This is a genomic window from Phenylobacterium sp. 58.2.17, from assembly GCF_026411515.1.
Classification (GTDB): domain Bacteria; phylum Pseudomonadota; class Alphaproteobacteria; order Caulobacterales; family Caulobacteraceae; genus Phenylobacterium.
The window spans coordinates 1-15754 of sequence record NZ_JAPMTQ010000039.1 but is presented as its reverse complement, the minus strand read 5'-3'; the positions used below and the strand labels follow the sequence as shown (position 1 = coordinate 15754).

The window sequence follows — 15754 nt, the reverse complement described above, 5'->3', positions numbered from 1 at the left end:
GAGGGCGCAGGGCCGGCCCCCAACCTATGTGGAAGATATCTTAAAGGTTATAGGACCCTATACCTTCGTGGCATAGTGAGCTGCGAAAAAGCGGCGAGGCGACGACGCCGCGCCGATATTCCGCACCTAGTACGAACGGCCGATCAGGATTTCCTCAACGCCCGGCTGGCCGGTGAAGACGCAGGAGCCGAAACTCGCCGGCTGCTGGCTCGGCGCGTTGCGCAGGGTCAGCTTCAGCGCCTTGAGGCGCTCGACCACCTTGTCGAGCTCCGCGCCGGTCGGCCGGCTCCAGGGCGCACGCACCCAACCCTTGAAGGCCGAGGTTTCCTCGTCCTCGTCCGACAGCTGGCCGAAGTACTCGGCCACCTGCTCGAAGCTGGTCAGGTCGCTGCGGATGTTGGCGTCCAGGCGGGCCTTGGCCTCCTCGAACAGCGACTGCTGGATTTCAGCCAGCAGCGCCGGCGCCTGGGCGACGAACTCGTCACGGGCAAGGAGCTGGGACTTCACCTTGTCGCCGTCGCGCAGCCGGTCGCGGCGCATGAAGCTGACCTGGCCGCCGGCCGCATCGCGCGGCCCCAGCTCGACGATCAGCGGGGCCCCGCGGCGCACCCAGTTCCAGCGCTTGTCGCTCGACTTCTGGTCCTTGATGTCAAGCAGGGCGCGGATCGGTTCGCCGAGCGCGAACTGGGCGCTCAGGTCCTTCACCAGCGCCTCGGCATAGGCCACGACCTGGGCGTCCTCGTCCTTGCCGCGCAGCATCGGCACGATGACGACCTGGCGCGGCGCGATGGCCGGCGGCAAGCGCAGGCCGTCGTCGTCGCCGTGGGTCATGATCACGCCGCCAATCAGGCGGGTCGAGGTGCCCCAGCTGGAGGTGTGGCAGAATTCCATCTCGCCGCTGTCGCTCTGGTAGCGGATGTTCTGGGCCCGCGAGAAGCTGGTGCCCAGATAATGCGAGGTGCCGGCCTGCAGGGCCTTGCCGTCCTGCATCATCGCTTCGATCGAGAAGGTGCTGTCGGCGCCGGGGAAACGCTCGTTCTCCGGCTTCTCGCCGGCGACCACGGGCATGGCCAGGACGTTCTCAGAGAACTCCCGGTACATCTCCAGCGCCACCAGGGTCGAAGCCAGGGCGTCCTCACGCGTGGCGTGGGCGGTGTGGCCCTCCTGCCAGAGGAATTCGGAGGTGCGCAGGAACAGGCGCGTACGCATCTCCCAGCGGACGACGTTGGCCCACTGGTTGATCTTCAGCGGCAGGTCCCGGTAGCTCTTCACCCAGCGCGAGAAGGCGTCGCCGATGATGGTCTCCGACGTCGGGCGGACGATCAGCGGCTCCTCCAGCTTGGCGTCGGGATCGGGCGCCAGCTTGCCGTCGATGTTCTTCAGCCGGTGGTGAGTAACCACCGCCATTTCCTTGGCGAAGCCGTCGACGTGTTCGGCCTCCTTGGCGAAGAAACCGAGCGGGATGAACAGCGGGAAGTAGGCGTTGTCGACGCCCATCTCCTTGATGCGCCGGTCCATGGTCTGCTGGATCCGTTCCCAGACGCCATAGCCCCACGGCTTGATGATCATGGAGCCGCGGACAGGGCTGACCTCGGCCATGTCCGCCTCGCGGACGATCGCCTGGTACCAGTCGGGGAAGGTCGACTTGTTGCCGGTCATCCGGCTGACGCTGAGAGCTCGTTGCATGAGGCGCTCTTTAATGTCCCTGGCGGCGGCGTAAAGGCGTTGCGAGCGCTCAGACAGATGCTAGACGTCGAACATCTGTTTCAATCGATTTGGGAGCAAACGATGAACCCGGTGGAGTTCAAGGATCTGCCCGGCCTGGTCGGCCAGGAAGTCGGCGTGTCCGATTGGCTGGAAATCACCCAGGAGCGGGTCAACCAATTCGCCGAAGCCACCGGCGACCATCAGTGGATCCATGTCGACGTCGAGCGCGCGACCAAGGAAATCGGCGGCCCGATCGCCCACGGCTACCTGACCCTGTCGCTGATCCCGTTCCTGGGCGCCGGCATGCTGCCGATCAAGGGCGTGACCCGCGGCATCAACTACGGCTCGGACAAGGTCCGCTTCATCAACATGGTCCGCGTCGGCAAGCGCGTGCGCATGCGCCAGAAGCTGATCGGCGCCGAAGCCAAGGCCGGCGGCATGCAGCTGAAGAACGAGTGCACCATCGAGATCGAAGGCGAGACCAAGCCCGCCTGCATCGCCGAGACCATCTCGGTGGTCTACGGCGCCTAAGCGCACCGACGAGCGAAAAAATGACGACGCCGCCCGTCTCCGCGACGGGCGGCGTTTTTTATTGCGGCGAGACCGCTTCTTCCGCCGACGCAGCGCGGGCGCCGGTCATCGGCTCGACCCGGGCGACGGTGATCGGCGCGTGGGGGTCGTCTATCAGCGAGATGGTCTCGCGGATGAATTTGGCGTGGGTGACGATGCCGATCTCTAGCCGCTCATTGTTCAGTTCGACCTGCTGAGTCAGCAGGCCGGCGATGAACTGAACATCCTGACCGGCGTCGACCGCGCCCACCCTTCGATGGGCGGCTTGCGACATGAACACCGGCCCGCCCGAGTTGCCCGGGAAGACCGTGAAGTCGAGCAGGAAGGTCGGGAAAACCTGGGCCGGCGCCACCGGGAACGAGGCGACCCGCCCCGAACGCAGGATCGGAAAGCCCGCCTGGTTCGCCGCGAGACCGCGCGGAAAGCCCAGCGCCATCATCTCGTCGCCAGCGCCGATATGGTTGGACTGAAAGGTGTCGTCGCCCGCCAGCCATTGCAGGGGAATGGCCGACTTGGCGAACGCCTCCGGCGCCGTGATCGAGATCGCCGCCACGTCCCGCGAGGGATGCTTGGTCCACAGCTGGGTCCCGTTCGCGTCGCGGATCTTCAGCGTCTGGGGCGAATAACTCCAGCTGCCGTCCGGATTGGAGATGCGATAACCGATCCGCGCCTCGGCGCCCGGCATCTTGGCCAGGACGTGGTTGGCAGTCACCAGCACCGTGCGCGGCGCGCCGTCCGGCCCGGTCTCGGCGATGAGGAACCCGGTGCCGACCGTGCGCGTTCCATCGCCCAACGGCTGCTCCAACTGGACGGTCGCGTGTATCAGTTCAACTGCAAGATCCAAGGCGCTCGCCCCTAGAAACTAAAAGAACTCGTACGCTCCCCGATGAGCGCTACTTAGTTAAGAACGCCGTTAGCGGAAAGACCGCTCGACCGCGCCCGATTGCCGCGCGGCGCCTCTGTGCGCACCATTTAGCGGCAGGTAGACGGCTGCGCGCAAGGTTCGCACGGAGAGTTGAGCCGCCCCCGCCTCAGAGGCCCCACGCCCGCTCGCGCAGTTCTGCTCCAGCCCTTGAGGCGCGGCCCGCGGCGGCGCATGTAGCTGGCCATGAGCGCTCCTAAGCCCCCCGCCGCCGCCCGCCGCCCGAAGGTCATCGAACAACTCGGGCGCACCCGCACCGACGACTACGCCTGGATGAAGGACGACAACTGGCGCGAGGTGCTGCGCGATCCCAAAGTCCTGCGGGCCGACATCCGCGAGCACCTGGAATCCGAGAACGCCTACACCAAGGCGTTGCTTGAAAAGACCGAGGCCCTGCAGGCCCAGCTGTTCGCCGAGATGAAGGGCCGCATCAAGGAGGACGACTCCAGCGTCCCGGCCGCCGACGGCCCTTGGGAATACTACGCCCGCTACGAGATCGGCGCCGAGCACCCGGTCCATGGCCGCCGGCCGCGCGGCCAGACCTCCGGCGAACAGGTGCTGCTGGACGAGGACGCCCTGGCTAAGGGGAAGGCCTTCTTCCAGGTCGGCGCGGCCAGCCACAGCCCCGACCACAAGCTCTACGCCTGGGCGGCCGACGAGCAAGGCTCGGAGTACTATACGATCCGGGTTAAGGACCTGGAGAGCGGCCAGACCCTCGATCACGCGATCGACAGCGCCTACGGCTCTTTCGCATTCTCGCCCGACAGCCAGTGGCTGTTCTGGATCTGGCGCGACGAGAACGCCCGGCCCTCCAAGATCTTCCGCCGCCCCGTCCGTGGCGGCGAGGACGTTCTGGTCTACGAGGAGGCCGACGAGGGCATGTTCCTCGGCGTGGGCGTCGCCTCCGACCGCAGCCACATCCTGATCCATGTCGGCAACCAGGAGACCACCGAGCTTTGGCTCATCCCGGCCGCCGACCCGACCGCCTCCCCGGTGGTCGCCGAACCCCGCCAGGAAGGCGTAAAGTACGAACTCGACCACTGGACCGACCGCTGGGTGATCCGCACCAACGCCGACGGCGCGGTGGACTTCAAACTCGTCCAGTCGGCCGCCCCGGTCCCGGCCCGCTCGACCTGGACCGACTTCGTCGCACACGAGCCCGGCCGCTTCATCACCGGCTTCGCCGCCTTCGCCGGCTTCCTCGCGCGCCTGGAACGCGTGAACGCCAACGACCGTATCGTGATCATGGCCCGCGACGGCGTCAGCCATGAGATCGCCTTCGACGAGGAAGCCTATGCGCTCTCGCTGGAAGGCGGGCTGGAGTACGACACCACGTTGACCCGCTTCGTCTATCAGTCGCCGACCACGCCGCGGCAGTGGTTCGACTACGACATGGCCAGTCGTGAGCGGACCCTGCGCAAGACCCAGGAGGTTCCCTCCGGCCACGATCCCGCCCGCTATGTCGCGCGCCGCGTCTACGCCACGGCCCCTGACGGCGCCCAGGTGCCGATCACGGTGTTGATGCTCAAGGACACACCGCTCGACGGCTCGGCGCCGCTGCTGCTCTACGGCTATGGCTCCTACGGCCACGCTATGGAGCCGACCTTCTCGATCCGCAATCTCAGCCTCGTAGACCGCGGCTGGATCTGGGCGGTGGCGCATATCCGCGGCGGCTCGGACAAGGGCTGGGGCTGGTTCCTCGACGGCCGCAAGGAGAAGAAGACCAACACCTTCACCGACTTCATCGCTTGCGCCGAGCATCTGAGCGCCAACGGCTACGGCAAGGCCGGTCGGATGGTCGCCTATGGAGGCTCGGCCGGCGGCATGCTGATGGGCGCGGTGGTGAACATGCGTCCAGACCTCTGGAGCGGCATCATCGCCGCCGTACCGTTCGTCGACGTGCTAAACACCATGAGCGACACCACCCTGCCCCTGACCCCGCCGGAATGGCCCGAGTGGGGCAATCCGCTGGAGGACGCTGAGGCCTACGACCGCATCGCCGGCTACAGCCCCTACGATCAGGTGGCCGCCAAGCCCTATCCGCCGATCCTGGCCACCGGCGGGCTCAGCGATCCGCGCGTGACCTACTGGGAGCCGCAGAAGTGGGTCGCCAAGCTGCGCGACCATACGACCGGCGATGCGCCCATCCTGCTCAAGATCAATATGGAAGCCGGGCACGGCGGGGCTTCGGGCCGTTTCGACTTCCTCAAGGAGATCGCGCTCGACTACGCCTTCGCGATCTGGGCGCAGGACCGGGGTTGGGAACAGTGATCGTCAGGGCCTCGACGACGGAGGACGCCACCGCGTTGGCCGAGATCTACGGCCATCACGTGCTGAACGGCTTCGGGACCTTCGAAGAGGTCCCGCCGAGCATTCAGGACATGGCCGCCCGCCGCCAGGCGATCGTCGAGCGCGGCCTGCCGTATCTGGTCGCCGAGGATGCCGGCCGCGTGCTCGGCTTCGCCTATGCCGGCCCGTTCCGGCCGCGCGCCGCCTATCGCTACACGGTCGAGGATAGCGTCTACATCGCGCCTGACGCGCTCGGCCGCGGGGTCGGCAAGGCGGTGCTGGGCGCCGTCATCGACGCCTGCGAGGATTTCGGCATCCGCCAGGTGGTCGCGGTGATCGGCGACTCCGAGAACGCCGGCTCGATTGGCCTGCACCGCTCGCTTGGATTCGAGCACGCCGGCGTCGGCAAGGGCTTCGGCTGGAAGAAGGGACGCTGGGTCGACATCGTCTGGATGCGCAAGGCGCTGAACGGCGGCGACGCCAGTGCGCCCAACGCTGCCGGCATGGTCCTGGGCGGGGCCTAGAGCGCCGCCAGAGGCGGTCAGGCCAGGGCGATGCGGTGGGCGGCCGCGGCCTGCCCCAACGCCGCCTGCATCGACCGCGTCGGCTTGACCGGCGCCGGCAGCCCGGACGTGGTGGCCGGCCCTCCCATTTCGCATACGAAGCCCTCGACGTCGCCGCCGCGGGTCATCGCCAGGCAGCGGGCAGCCTGGCGACGATTCGACGACGAAGCCGGGGGCGGCACTTCCTCTTCTCCGCGCGTGCGCATGTAATGGCGCAGCGGCCATTACTAAGTGCACGGCCCACGCCTGGATCCGGCGCGCGGTCGCCGAGGCGGTCGCTGAACTATAGGGGGAGATGGCTGGGGAACTAGGACTCGAACCTAGAATGACGGTACCAAAAACCGCAGTGTTACCATTACACCATTCCCCAGCAGGAACGGCTCGGAGGAACGTGTCCCCCGCGGCGAGGGCGTGGAGATAGCCCAACAGTTCGCCGGATGCAACGCCCCAAAAAAGGTCTTTCTGACCCGCTTGCGGTCCTGAACGATCGCCTCTATAAGGCGCCCTCCCAAGTCGGAGTGTGGCTCAGTCTGGTAGAGCACCGCGTTCGGGACGCGGGGGTCGCAGGTTCGAATCCTGCCACTCCGACCATCTTTCCCCGCCTTTCCCGAGGGCGGATTCAGGGCATGGCGAGGGGACGCCACGCCAGAAGCGCTAGAGCGCTTCTCATGCTTCAATGCTTGGCTTTCGAATAGGGAAAGACGTCCGTCGGGCCTTCCCCGACCGTGTCTGCGGTGTCGACGCCCGCGGCGCTCGTGGCGGCCAGTTCGGAGCGCGCGCCCTCCTGCGGCCGATAATCCATGAAGACCTGTTCCAGCGGCCTAGTCTCGGGCAGCACGTAGGCGACGCCCTTGGTGCCGGTGAAGGTGGGGAGCACGATCTTCTGATAAAATTCCACCGGCACGTTGATGCAGCCGAAGGTGATCCGGTTGTCGTCCACGCCCGGCGACTGCAACCGCTGGAGACGGCGCTCTTTGGGATTGTTGGTCACCACCTGATGCAGCGACACCGCGGTGTCGTAGTCCACCCAGAGGATGTCGTTGTCGGTCGGCGATTCGCCGAAACTGGCGACGAATCGACCCGCAGGCGTCGTGCGTTCCTCGGGGGGGATCTTCGAGAGTTCCTTCTCGCCGATGCCGGGGGCCGAATCATCGCCGCGGGCGAGCCCCAGCAAGGCCGGCGCAGAGCCCCGCAAGCGACCGTCGCCACCGAACACGAACACCTCGGCCGAGACCTTGTCGATGATCATGAACGGCAGGCCGTCATAATCGTTCGAGGCGATCACCCAATCGGCGATGCGCACGACTTCGGTCGACGCCGGGGTCTGCTCGGACTTCGACTCATGCGCAGGCGTTGCGGCGGCCGCGGTCGAGGCTGCAGAGACCCCGACCGACAGCACGCCTAGCGCCCAAGCCGCCAACACCGCTTTCAAAGCATCGCGCATGAGATTCGTCCCACCAACCCGACGCCGCAACAGGCGGCGCAAAGAACGAACGTATGACGGCGCAGATCGTCGAAATTGGGACGATCAGTTTCTCGGCATCTTTCCCGCGCGGACGGTTTGAGCCGCCTGCATGGCCATTTGTTCGTTCCGGTCCACCCGCGCCGTCAGCTGGTCGAGCCGTTGGTTGGCGGTACGCGCGTCGTTGGCCGCGGCCTGAGCCGCACTGTTGGCCGCGTCGGCGCGCTGAATCGCATCAGTCGCCTTGGCGTCGACAGCGTCGACGCGCCCGTTGACCGAGGCGATCTGCTCATCAACATAATCGGTTGTGGCGCAGCCGCTCAAAGCCAACCCGCCCACCGCCAGGATCGAGACGAAGCGTACGCTCGCCCAGGGATTCATCAGTCGGACCATTTCGCACGTCCTCTATGGTTGAGGACGAATGGTCGCCTAATCTGCTGAGCACCTATACCCGGCGAATCCCCTAGTTCGCGTCCGCTTGTCTGCTGATGCTGCCCGCGCGCCGCCCTGTCTCTAGTCGGCTTTCGCCCGGCCTTGCGCCGCGGCTTCGGCGGCGGCCAGGGCGCGCAAGGAGCTCCCCCCGATCGCATGCACCTCCGCCTCGCTTTAGCCGCGCGCCAGCAACTCGCGCGTGACGCCGAGGTCGTTGAGGCGGCCGGCCTTGAGCTTGTCGAGTTCGGTGAAGGACTTGCCGTCGAGCGCAGCCGACCCGCGGCGAGCGGCAGGACGAGGGCCTGCGCCCCCGCCCTGCCGCCAGCTATTCGCCGGCGGTTTCCCAGCCGCCGCCCAGCGCCTTGAACAGGGCGATCTGGTTGGTGGTCACCTGGGCGTCGGACTGTGCGAGCTGGGCCTCCAGCGAGGCCAGCTGGCGCTCGGCCACCAAGACGGCCAGCAGGCTGTCGGCGCCGGCTTCGTTGCGCAGTCGGGCGAGCCGCGCGGCCTTGGCGCCTTCGTCGCGCGCGCGCTTGAGCGCCGCGCGGCGATCGAGCTCCCGAGCGTACTGGGTCAGCGCCGTCTCGGTCTCCTGCAAGGCGGTCAGGTTGACCTTCTCGAAGGTGGCCAGCGCGGCCTCCGCCCCGGCCCCGGCCTGCTTCACGCGGGCGCGGGCGGCCAGGATGTTCGGGAAGTTCCAGCTGATCAGCGGCCCGACATTGAAAGTGTAGTCGTCGCCGAGATCACCCGTCCGCGCACCCGTGGTGGCGATGCCGCCGCCGATGGTCACCGACGGATAGAGCGAGGCTGTCGCCACCCCTATACGCGCGGTCGCCGCCGCCAGGTCGCGCTCGGCCTGGCGCACGTCCGGACGCCGGGCGAGCATGCCGGCCCCATCACCGACAGGGATCGCCTGGGCGACCTGTGGCGCCGCCTGGCAGCTCAACACGGCCTGCGGCGCCTCGGCCGGCGTCTTGCCGGTCAGCAGGGCGAGCCGGAAAAGCGCCGCGGACCGCTGGGCGTCGAGCGACGGCAAGACCGCCTTCGAGGTCTCCAGCTGGGTCGCCGCCGCCGAGGTGTCGGCCGCGGTCCCGCGGCCGGCGTCGAGCTGGCGCACCGTCAGGTCGTAGGTGTTCTGCTGCAGCTCGATGGTCCGCTTGGTCACCGCGATCTGGGCGTTGGCCGCACAGATATCGGCATAGGCGCGAGCGGTCTCGGCGGCGACCGAGACCCGCACCACGTCCAGCGCCGCCTGCGCTGCGGCCACGTCGGCGCGATTGGCCTCCAGGCTGCGGCGCACGCGGCCGAACAGGTCGACCTCGTAGGACATGTCGAAGCCGGCCCGATACTGGTCGCCGTCGTCGAACTGGCCCGTCAGCAGGTCCTGGCCGCGAACGCGCTGGCCCGACGCCGAGATCGTGGTCGAGGGCAGCAGGCCTGAACGGGTCTCGCTCAGCACCGCCCTCACCCGCGACAGGTTCGCGGCGGCGACAGCGACGTCCTTGTTGGCGACCAAGGCCTCCTGGACCAGTCCATCGAGGGTTGGGTCCTGGAACAGCCGCCACCAGTCGCCGGGAGGAGCCTCGGCGACCGCCAACGCCGGCTCAGCCGACACGAACGTCCCCTGCCCCGAGACGACCGGCGCCGGGACCTGGTAGTTCGGTCCGGCGGCGCAGGCGGTCAGCGCCGTGGCGCCCAGCAGCGCGGGGATCAGCTTCAGGCGGATCACTTCGCGCCTCCTTCATACTCGAGCGGGTGGTGCGGCGTGCCGCCCCCGGTGGTCGGATAGGTCTTCTCTTCCTTGCCCTTGGCCTTCGGAAGGCGCGCCGCGATCCAGCGGCAGAGCACGTAGAAGACCGGCGTGAAGATCAGGCCGAAGATGGTCACGCCCAGCATCCCGAAGAACACCGCCGTGCCCAGCGCCTGACGCATCTCCGCCCCCGGTCCGGTGGCGATCGCCAGCGGCAGCACGCCCAGGATGAAGGCGAAGGAGGTCATCAGGATCGGCCGCAGACGGGTCCGGGCCGCCTTGATGGCCGCTTCGAACCGGTCGGCTCCTTCGTCTTCTTCCGCCTGCTTGGCGAATTCGACGATGAGGATCGCGTTCTTCGCCGCCAGGGCGACCAGCACGATCAGGCCGATCTGGGTCAGGATATTGTTGTCCTGGCCCCGCAGGTTCACGCCCAAGATGGCCGCGAGGATACACATCGGCACGATCAGGATGACCGCCAGCGGCAGGGTGAAGGCCTCGTACTGGGCGGCCAGCACCAGGAACACGAACACCACCGCCAGGGCGAAGATCAGGACGCCGGAGTTGCCGGCCGCCTTCTCCTGATAGGCGAGTTCCGTCCACTCGTAGCTGAAGCCGGCCGGCAGCACCTTGGCGGCGTGCTCCTCCATTGCCTTGAGCGCATCGCCCGAGGCCACGCCCGGAGGCGCCCCGCCCTGCACTTCGGCGGCCGGGAAGAGGTTGTAGCGCACCACGCGGACCGGGCCGGTCTCGTCCTTCACCGTGGCCAGCGAGCCCAGCGGCACCATGCCGCCGGACGCCGAACGGACCTTGATGCCGGCGATGTCGGACGGATCGTCCCGCGCGTCGGATTCCGCCTGCGCAGTCACCCGGAAGGTGCGGCCGAGCAGGTTGAAGTCGTTGACGTAGGTGGAGCCGAGATAGGTGCTCATTGCGTCGTAGACGGCGCCAGGCTGCACGCCCATCAGCAGGGCCTTGTCGCGATCGATCTCGGCGGTCACCCGGGGCGAACCGGTGTTGAACTGCGAGAAGACCCCGACCGTGCTCTGCGGGCTCTGCGCGGCGGCGCCGACGAGGCCGTTGGCGGCCTGTTCCAGCGCTGCGTAGCCGGCGCCCGAGCGGTCCTGGACCATCATCTTGAAGCCGCCCGCGTTGCCCATGCCCTCGACTGGGGGAGGCGCCAGGAAGAAGATGTTGGCTTCCTGGATCCCTGACAGACGGCCCATGACCTGGCCGGCCATGACGTCGGCGCTCAGTTCCTTGCCGCGCTTGGACCAGTCATCGAGCTTCACGAAGAACACGCCGCCGTTGGACATGGCCGAGAAGCTGGCCCCGTCGAGGCCGGCGAAGGCCGACACGCCCTGGACGCCGGGGGTGTCCTGGACGATGGCGCTGGCCTGACGGACCACCGCGTCGGTGCGCTCGAGCGAGGCGCCCGGCGGAAGCTGGACGACGCCGATCAGGAAGCCCTGGTCCTGCTGCGGGATGAAGCCGGTCGGGGTGGCGGTCAGGCGCCAGCCGGTCAGCAGGATCAGCCCGGCATAGACCACCAGCACGATCATGCTGGCGCGCACCAGACGCGCGGTCATGGCGCCGTACTTGTCGCTCAGCCAGTCGAAGCCGCTGTTGAACTTGTGACCGGCCATCTTGATCGGACGCAGCCAGCGCGGGCCGGTGTCGAGCGAGTGCTCGACGTGCGGCTTGAGCAGGATGGCGGCCAGGGCCGGCGACAGGGTCAGCGAGGTGATCAGCGAGATCACCGAGGCGGCCGAGATGGTCACCGCGAACTGGCGGAAGAACATCCCCGGGATGCCCGGCATGAAGGCGGTCGGCACGAACACGGCCAGCAGCACCAGGCCGATGGCGATCAGGGCGCCGGACACTTCGTCCATCGTCCTGTAGGCCGCCTCCCTGGGCGTCATGCCCCGGCGTATGTTCCGCTCCACCGCCTCGACCACAACGATGGCGTCGTCGACGACGATCCCGACCGCGAGCACGAGGGCGAACAGCGACAGCGAGTTCAGCGAATAGCCGAGCGCGAGCTGCACCGCGAAGGTCCCGACCAGCGCCACAGGGATCGCCAGGATCGGAATGATCGCCGCCCGCCAGGTCTGCAGGAACACCATGATCACGACGACCACGAGGATCACCGCTTCGAACAGGGTGCTCTGCACCGAGGCGACGGACGCTTCGACGAACTCGGTCGGGTTGTAGGGGATCGAATAGCTCACGCCTTGCGGCATGGACGGCTTCAGTTCCTCGACCGCCTTCATGACTTCAGCGGCGGTCGACAGGGCGTTGGCGCCCGGCTGCTGGATGATCGCCAGGCCGATGCCGCGCTTGCCGTCGAAGTAGCCGCGCATCCCGTAGTCCTGGGCGCCCAGCTCGACGCGGCCGATGTCGCGCACGCGGGTCACGCGGCCGTCGGCGTCCGTGCGGATGACGATGTTGGCGAACTCTTCGGGATCGGCCAGCCGGCCCTCGACCTGCACGGGCAGCTGGAAGGCCGCGCCGGTGTCGTTCGGAGCCTGGCCGAGGGCGCCCCCCGCGGCCTGGACGTTCTGCGCCCGCAGCGCCGCCACGATCTCGTCCGAGGTCAGGTTGCGCGCCGAGGCCTTGCCCGGGTCGATCCAGACCCGCATCGAGTAGAAGCCGCCGCCGAACACCTGCACGCCGCCGACACCCTTGATGCGCAGCAGTCGGTCACGAACCGTGGAGTTCGCAAAGTTGCCGATGTGGTCGAGGTCGGCTTTGGGATCGTCCGACGTCAGGGCGACGAGCAGCAGGAAACCCGAGAGCTGCTTGTTCACCGTGACGCCCACCTGGCGCACCTGCTCGGGCAGGCGCGGCGTGGCGAGCGCGACGCGGTTCTGGACGAGCACCTGGGCGGCGTCGAGATCGGTGCCGGGTTCGAACGTCACCGAGATCGTCGCCATGCCGTCGGCGGTCGACGACGAGGTCATGTAAAGCATGCCCTCGACGCCGTTGATCTCTTGCTCAATAGGCGCAGCGACGGTCTCGGCGAGGGTTTCGGCCGAGGCGCCGGGATAGGTGGCGGTGACCGCGATGGTCGGCGGCGCGATGTCCGGATACTGCGACAGCGGCAGCAGCGGCAGCGCGAACGCCCCGATCAGGGCGATGAACACCGACAGCACGCCCGCAAAAATCGGGCGGTCGATGAAGAAGTGCGAGAAACGCATGGATTCCGTTCCTGGGTCGGGCCCTTAGCGGGCGCCGGCCGGGGTGGCGCTCGAGGCCACGGGAATGGTGACGGTGGACGTAGCCTGCGCGGCGGTCGTCTTGGGCTCGATGGTCACGACCTTCGCCTTGACCTTCATGCCCGGGCCCATCAGGCGCACGCCGCCGTTCACGATGACCTTGTCGTCCGGCTTGATACCGCTGCGGATGACCCGCAGGCCCTGGGTGGTCGGGCCAAGCTCGACCGGCTTCAGAGTCACCGAGCCGTCGGCCGCGACGACGTTGACCGCCTTGCGGGCGCCGTCGGCGACGATGGCGGCTTCCGGCACCAGCAGCGCGTCATAGGCCTGGCCGCCCTCGACCTTGGCCTTGCCGAACATCCCCGGCTTCAGGAAGCCGTTCGGGTTCGGAACCACGGCGCGCATGCGGATCGCTCCGGACGCACCGTCGATGCTGTTGTCGGTGAAGTCGATGTGGCCGGCCCAACGATAGTCGGCCTCGTCCTGCAGGCGGATCTGCACCTTGCCGCCCTTGCCCGTCGCGCGCTGGTCCTTGAGGAGTTGAGCCTCGGAGGCGTCGAACAGGAAGTGGATCGGCGTGGTCGACACGATCGTGGTCAGCACGTCCGCGCCGGCCCCGCCGCCGGAAATCACGTTGCCCGGATCGACGCGGCGATCCGAGACGATCCCCGAGGTCGGGGCCGTGACGCGGGTGAATTCCAGGTCGAGCGCACGGGCCTGAACCGTCGCCTGGGCGACTTCGCTGGCGGCGCGCTTGTTGTCGTACTCCTCGCGGCTGATCGCCTGGACCTTCAGCAGGGTCTCGGCGCGGGCGAGGTCGGCCGCGGCCAGCTTGGCCTGGGCGCGGGCGGCCGCGAGTTGGGCCTCAGCCGGACGCGGGTCCAGCGTGTAGAGCAGCTGGCCCTTCTTGACGAACTGGCCTTCGCGGAAATGGGCGGCCTGCAGGTAGCCGCTGGTGCGCGCGCGCACATCGACGCGCTCGGGCGCCTCGAAGCGGCCGGTGAAATCGTCCCAATCGACGACCGATTGCCGCAGCGGCGTGGCGACGGAAACCTCTGGCGCCGGCATCTGCGGGGGGCCTTCAGGCTTGCCGCACCCAGCCAGAACCAATGCAGCGGCGGCCGTTGCGACGAACGGCGCGAGAAACTTTCGCATGATTTATCCCACGGGCGGGGGAGCGCCCAAGTCAACGGTTGATGACTTTTACATCGACAGGGCCTACATATGTCAACAGCCGATGACAACAAGGGAGCGAACGGCGAAAATGGCCGAGAATGTGGCGCCGGTGCGCGCGCGCAACGCGGCGGCGACGAGACAAGCAATCCTTGATGCGGCGAAAAACCGTTTCGCCAAAGAGGGTTATGACGGCGCGAGCCTTCGCGAGATCGCCGCCGACGCCCGTGTCGATGCGGCGCTGGTTTCTCGCTATTTCGGCTCGAAGGAGGAGCTCTTCGTCGAGGTTCTCAACTGCGGACCTGACGCCACGGAACTCTTCCAGGGCGAACTCAGCCAGTTCGGCGAACGAGTCGCCGACCGCCTGATGGACGATCCCGATCGCCATGACGGCCTCGACCACCTGCTGATCATGCTGCGCTCGGCCTCCTCGCCCGCCGCGGCCGAGCCGTTGCGGCGATCGATGCGCGCCTGGTTCCACGACCCGTTCGCCGCCTATCTGGGCGGGCCTGAGGCCGACGTCCGCGCGCGCCTCGCCGGCGACCTCATCATGGGCGTGGCGATCTCCCGCGCCATCACCGACGACCACGACCTCGACGCCGACGGACAGGCCGCGCTGCGTCAGCGCCTCGCCAAGGTCATTCAGGCCGCCATCGAGCCCTAGGTCAGCGGGATCGTCGCGCCGAACTTCACGCGCCGCCGGATGAACACCGTCTCGAACCGCCCGACCGACGGATGCTCGGCGATCTCGGCGTCAACGAACGCGTTGAACGTCTCCATGGTCTCGAAGACCGTGATGCACATCAGGTCGTAGGCGCCGGCCAGCTCCATCACCACCTGCACATGCGGCGAGCGACTCAGCTTGGCTCGCACGTCGGCGACCCGCGCCGGGCCCTGCTGGGCCAGTTGGATCATCACCATCACCGAGATGTGGTCCCCCGCCAGCCGCGGGTCGAGCACCGAGACGTCCGCCGCGATCACGCCATTGCTTCGATAGCTGCGGATCCGCCGCTGTATCGCCGAGGGCGACAACGGCACCTTGTGGGCCAGTTCCTGCGCGCTGGTCTGGTTCGACACCTGCAATGCCGACAGGATCCGCAGGTCCAACCGGTCGAGCTCCAACTCCATCGCAACGTCCTCCAGCCGTGCACGGCCATCGAATGGCGCGGGAGGTCGGATGGGTCACCGCGTTCGCGACAAACGGCGACGCTCGCGCGTCAAAGCGCGATTTCACCGATGAAACCAGACGTCGGCTCAGGAGGCTGCACCGATGATCGCATCAAGCCGATCACGCACGGCGCGGCCGGCCGGCGTCAGATGCAGGACGCGGCTGCGCCCGTCCTTGGGATTGAGGAACGCCTCGACTAGGCCGCAGGCCGGCGCCCTCGCCCACTCGGACCCCGGCGGCCCGAACGAACGGATGCTGCGCGAGGCCGTCGGTTCGGTCATGCGCGCCAGATCGGCCAGCTCCTGGATGGTCAGGCCTTCCTGGTCGCAGGCATGCAGGAACGTCGAGATCTCGTTGACGGTGATCGTCGGGTTGAGATCCCGGAACAGCGCCAAGGCCTCGACGAGCACGCTCCGCGGCCGCACCCGCTCAGCCGTCCGCACGGGCGGCGGCCCGCGCCGCCAGCTCCGCCCGCACCGCCCCCCCCAGTCTCTTATAAA

The 15754-nt window shown here is 67.7% G+C and carries 14 protein-coding genes and 2 tRNA genes; 5 read left to right on the top strand and 11 right to left on the bottom strand.

Features of this window, described 5'->3' with window-relative positions; all coding sequences use genetic code 11:
• Positions 1-126: 126 nt before the first annotated feature.
• Positions 127-1686 (bottom strand): proline--tRNA ligase, encoded by a 1560-nt coding sequence (proS, locus tag OUA97_RS18595; RefSeq protein WP_267233528.1) that lies wholly within the window; start codon positions 1684-1686, stop codon positions 127-129.
• Between the two features lie 102 nt (positions 1687-1788).
• Between proS and OUA97_RS18590 the strand changes: the two genes are divergently transcribed.
• Positions 1789-2238, top strand: coding sequence for a MaoC family dehydratase (locus tag OUA97_RS18590; protein ID WP_267233527.1), 450 nt, complete (start codon positions 1789-1791; stop codon positions 2236-2238).
• 58 nt (positions 2239-2296) lie between these two features.
• On the opposite strand, the gene OUA97_RS18585 is transcribed toward OUA97_RS18590, so the two are convergent.
• Positions 2297-3121, bottom strand: a complete 825-nt coding sequence (locus OUA97_RS18585) for a trypsin-like serine peptidase (protein ID WP_267233526.1) — start codon at positions 3119-3121, stop codon at positions 2297-2299.
• A gap of 264 nt (positions 3122-3385) precedes the next feature.
• On the opposite strand from OUA97_RS18585, the gene OUA97_RS18580 reads away from it, so the two are divergent.
• Positions 3386-5470 (top strand): S9 family peptidase, encoded by a 2085-nt coding sequence (locus OUA97_RS18580; protein WP_267233525.1) that lies wholly within the window; start codon positions 3386-3388, stop codon positions 5468-5470.
• Positions 5467-6012: a GNAT family N-acetyltransferase gene (locus OUA97_RS18575; protein WP_267233524.1), complete on the top strand. Its 546-nt coding sequence runs from the start codon at positions 5467-5469 to the stop codon at positions 6010-6012. Before OUA97_RS18580 ends, OUA97_RS18575 begins: the two co-directional genes overlap by 4 nt.
• 17 nt (positions 6013-6029) lie before the next feature.
• Here OUA97_RS18575 and OUA97_RS18570 read toward each other — a convergent pair whose 3' ends face one another.
• Positions 6030-6233: a hypothetical protein gene (locus tag OUA97_RS18570; RefSeq protein WP_267233523.1), complete on the bottom strand. Its 204-nt coding sequence runs from the start codon at positions 6231-6233 to the stop codon at positions 6030-6032.
• Between the two features lie 114 nt (positions 6234-6347).
• Positions 6348-6421: transfer RNA gene (locus tag OUA97_RS18565), tRNA-Gln, on the bottom strand.
• A 144-nt stretch (positions 6422-6565) separates the two neighbouring features.
• Here OUA97_RS18565 and OUA97_RS18560 point away from each other — a divergent pair.
• Positions 6566-6642, top strand: a tRNA-Pro gene (locus OUA97_RS18560).
• Between the two features lie 82 nt (positions 6643-6724).
• Here OUA97_RS18560 and OUA97_RS18555 read toward each other — a convergent pair.
• The 5 genes from OUA97_RS18555 to OUA97_RS18535 form a co-directional block, all read right to left on the bottom strand.
• Positions 6725-7495 (bottom strand): L,D-transpeptidase, encoded by a 771-nt coding sequence (locus tag OUA97_RS18555; RefSeq protein ID WP_267233522.1) that lies wholly within the window; start codon positions 7493-7495, stop codon positions 6725-6727.
• Positions 7496-7579: 84 nt separating this feature from the next.
• Complete coding sequence (locus tag OUA97_RS18550; RefSeq protein ID WP_267233521.1) at positions 7580-7906, bottom strand: hypothetical protein; 327 nt, start codon at positions 7904-7906, stop codon at positions 7580-7582.
• 364 nt (positions 7907-8270) lie between these two features.
• Positions 8271-9674 carry an efflux transporter outer membrane subunit gene (locus tag OUA97_RS18545; RefSeq protein WP_267233520.1) on the bottom strand — a complete coding sequence of 468 codons (1404 nt, stop codon included), beginning with the start codon at positions 9672-9674 and terminating at the stop codon, positions 8271-8273.
• Positions 9671-12895 carry an efflux RND transporter permease subunit gene (locus OUA97_RS18540; RefSeq protein WP_267233519.1) on the bottom strand — a complete coding sequence of 1075 codons (3225 nt, stop codon included), beginning with the start codon at positions 12893-12895 and terminating at the stop codon, positions 9671-9673. Before OUA97_RS18540 ends, OUA97_RS18545 begins: the two co-directional genes overlap by 4 nt.
• 24 nt (positions 12896-12919) lie before the next feature.
• On the bottom strand, positions 12920-13981 hold the full coding sequence (locus OUA97_RS18535; protein ID WP_267233518.1) for an efflux RND transporter periplasmic adaptor subunit: 1062 nt from the start codon (positions 13979-13981) through the stop codon (positions 12920-12922).
• Between the two features lie 19 nt (positions 13982-14000).
• Here OUA97_RS18535 and OUA97_RS18530 point away from each other — a divergent pair, with 19 nt between their 5' ends.
• Positions 14001-14750 carry a TetR/AcrR family transcriptional regulator gene (locus OUA97_RS18530; RefSeq protein WP_267233517.1) on the top strand — a complete coding sequence of 250 codons (750 nt, stop codon included), beginning with the start codon at positions 14001-14003 and terminating at the stop codon, positions 14748-14750.
• Here OUA97_RS18530 and OUA97_RS18525 read toward each other — a convergent pair.
• The gene (locus OUA97_RS18525; protein WP_267233516.1) at positions 14747-15214 is read right to left on the bottom strand and encodes an Lrp/AsnC family transcriptional regulator; all 468 of its coding nucleotides are present in this window, start codon (positions 15212-15214) and stop codon (positions 14747-14749) included. The genes OUA97_RS18530 and OUA97_RS18525 overlap by 4 nt on opposite strands.
• Before the next feature lie 126 nt (positions 15215-15340).
• The coding region (locus OUA97_RS18520; RefSeq protein ID WP_267233515.1) for a MarR family winged helix-turn-helix transcriptional regulator at positions 15341-15754 on the bottom strand (414 nt) is incomplete at its 5' end.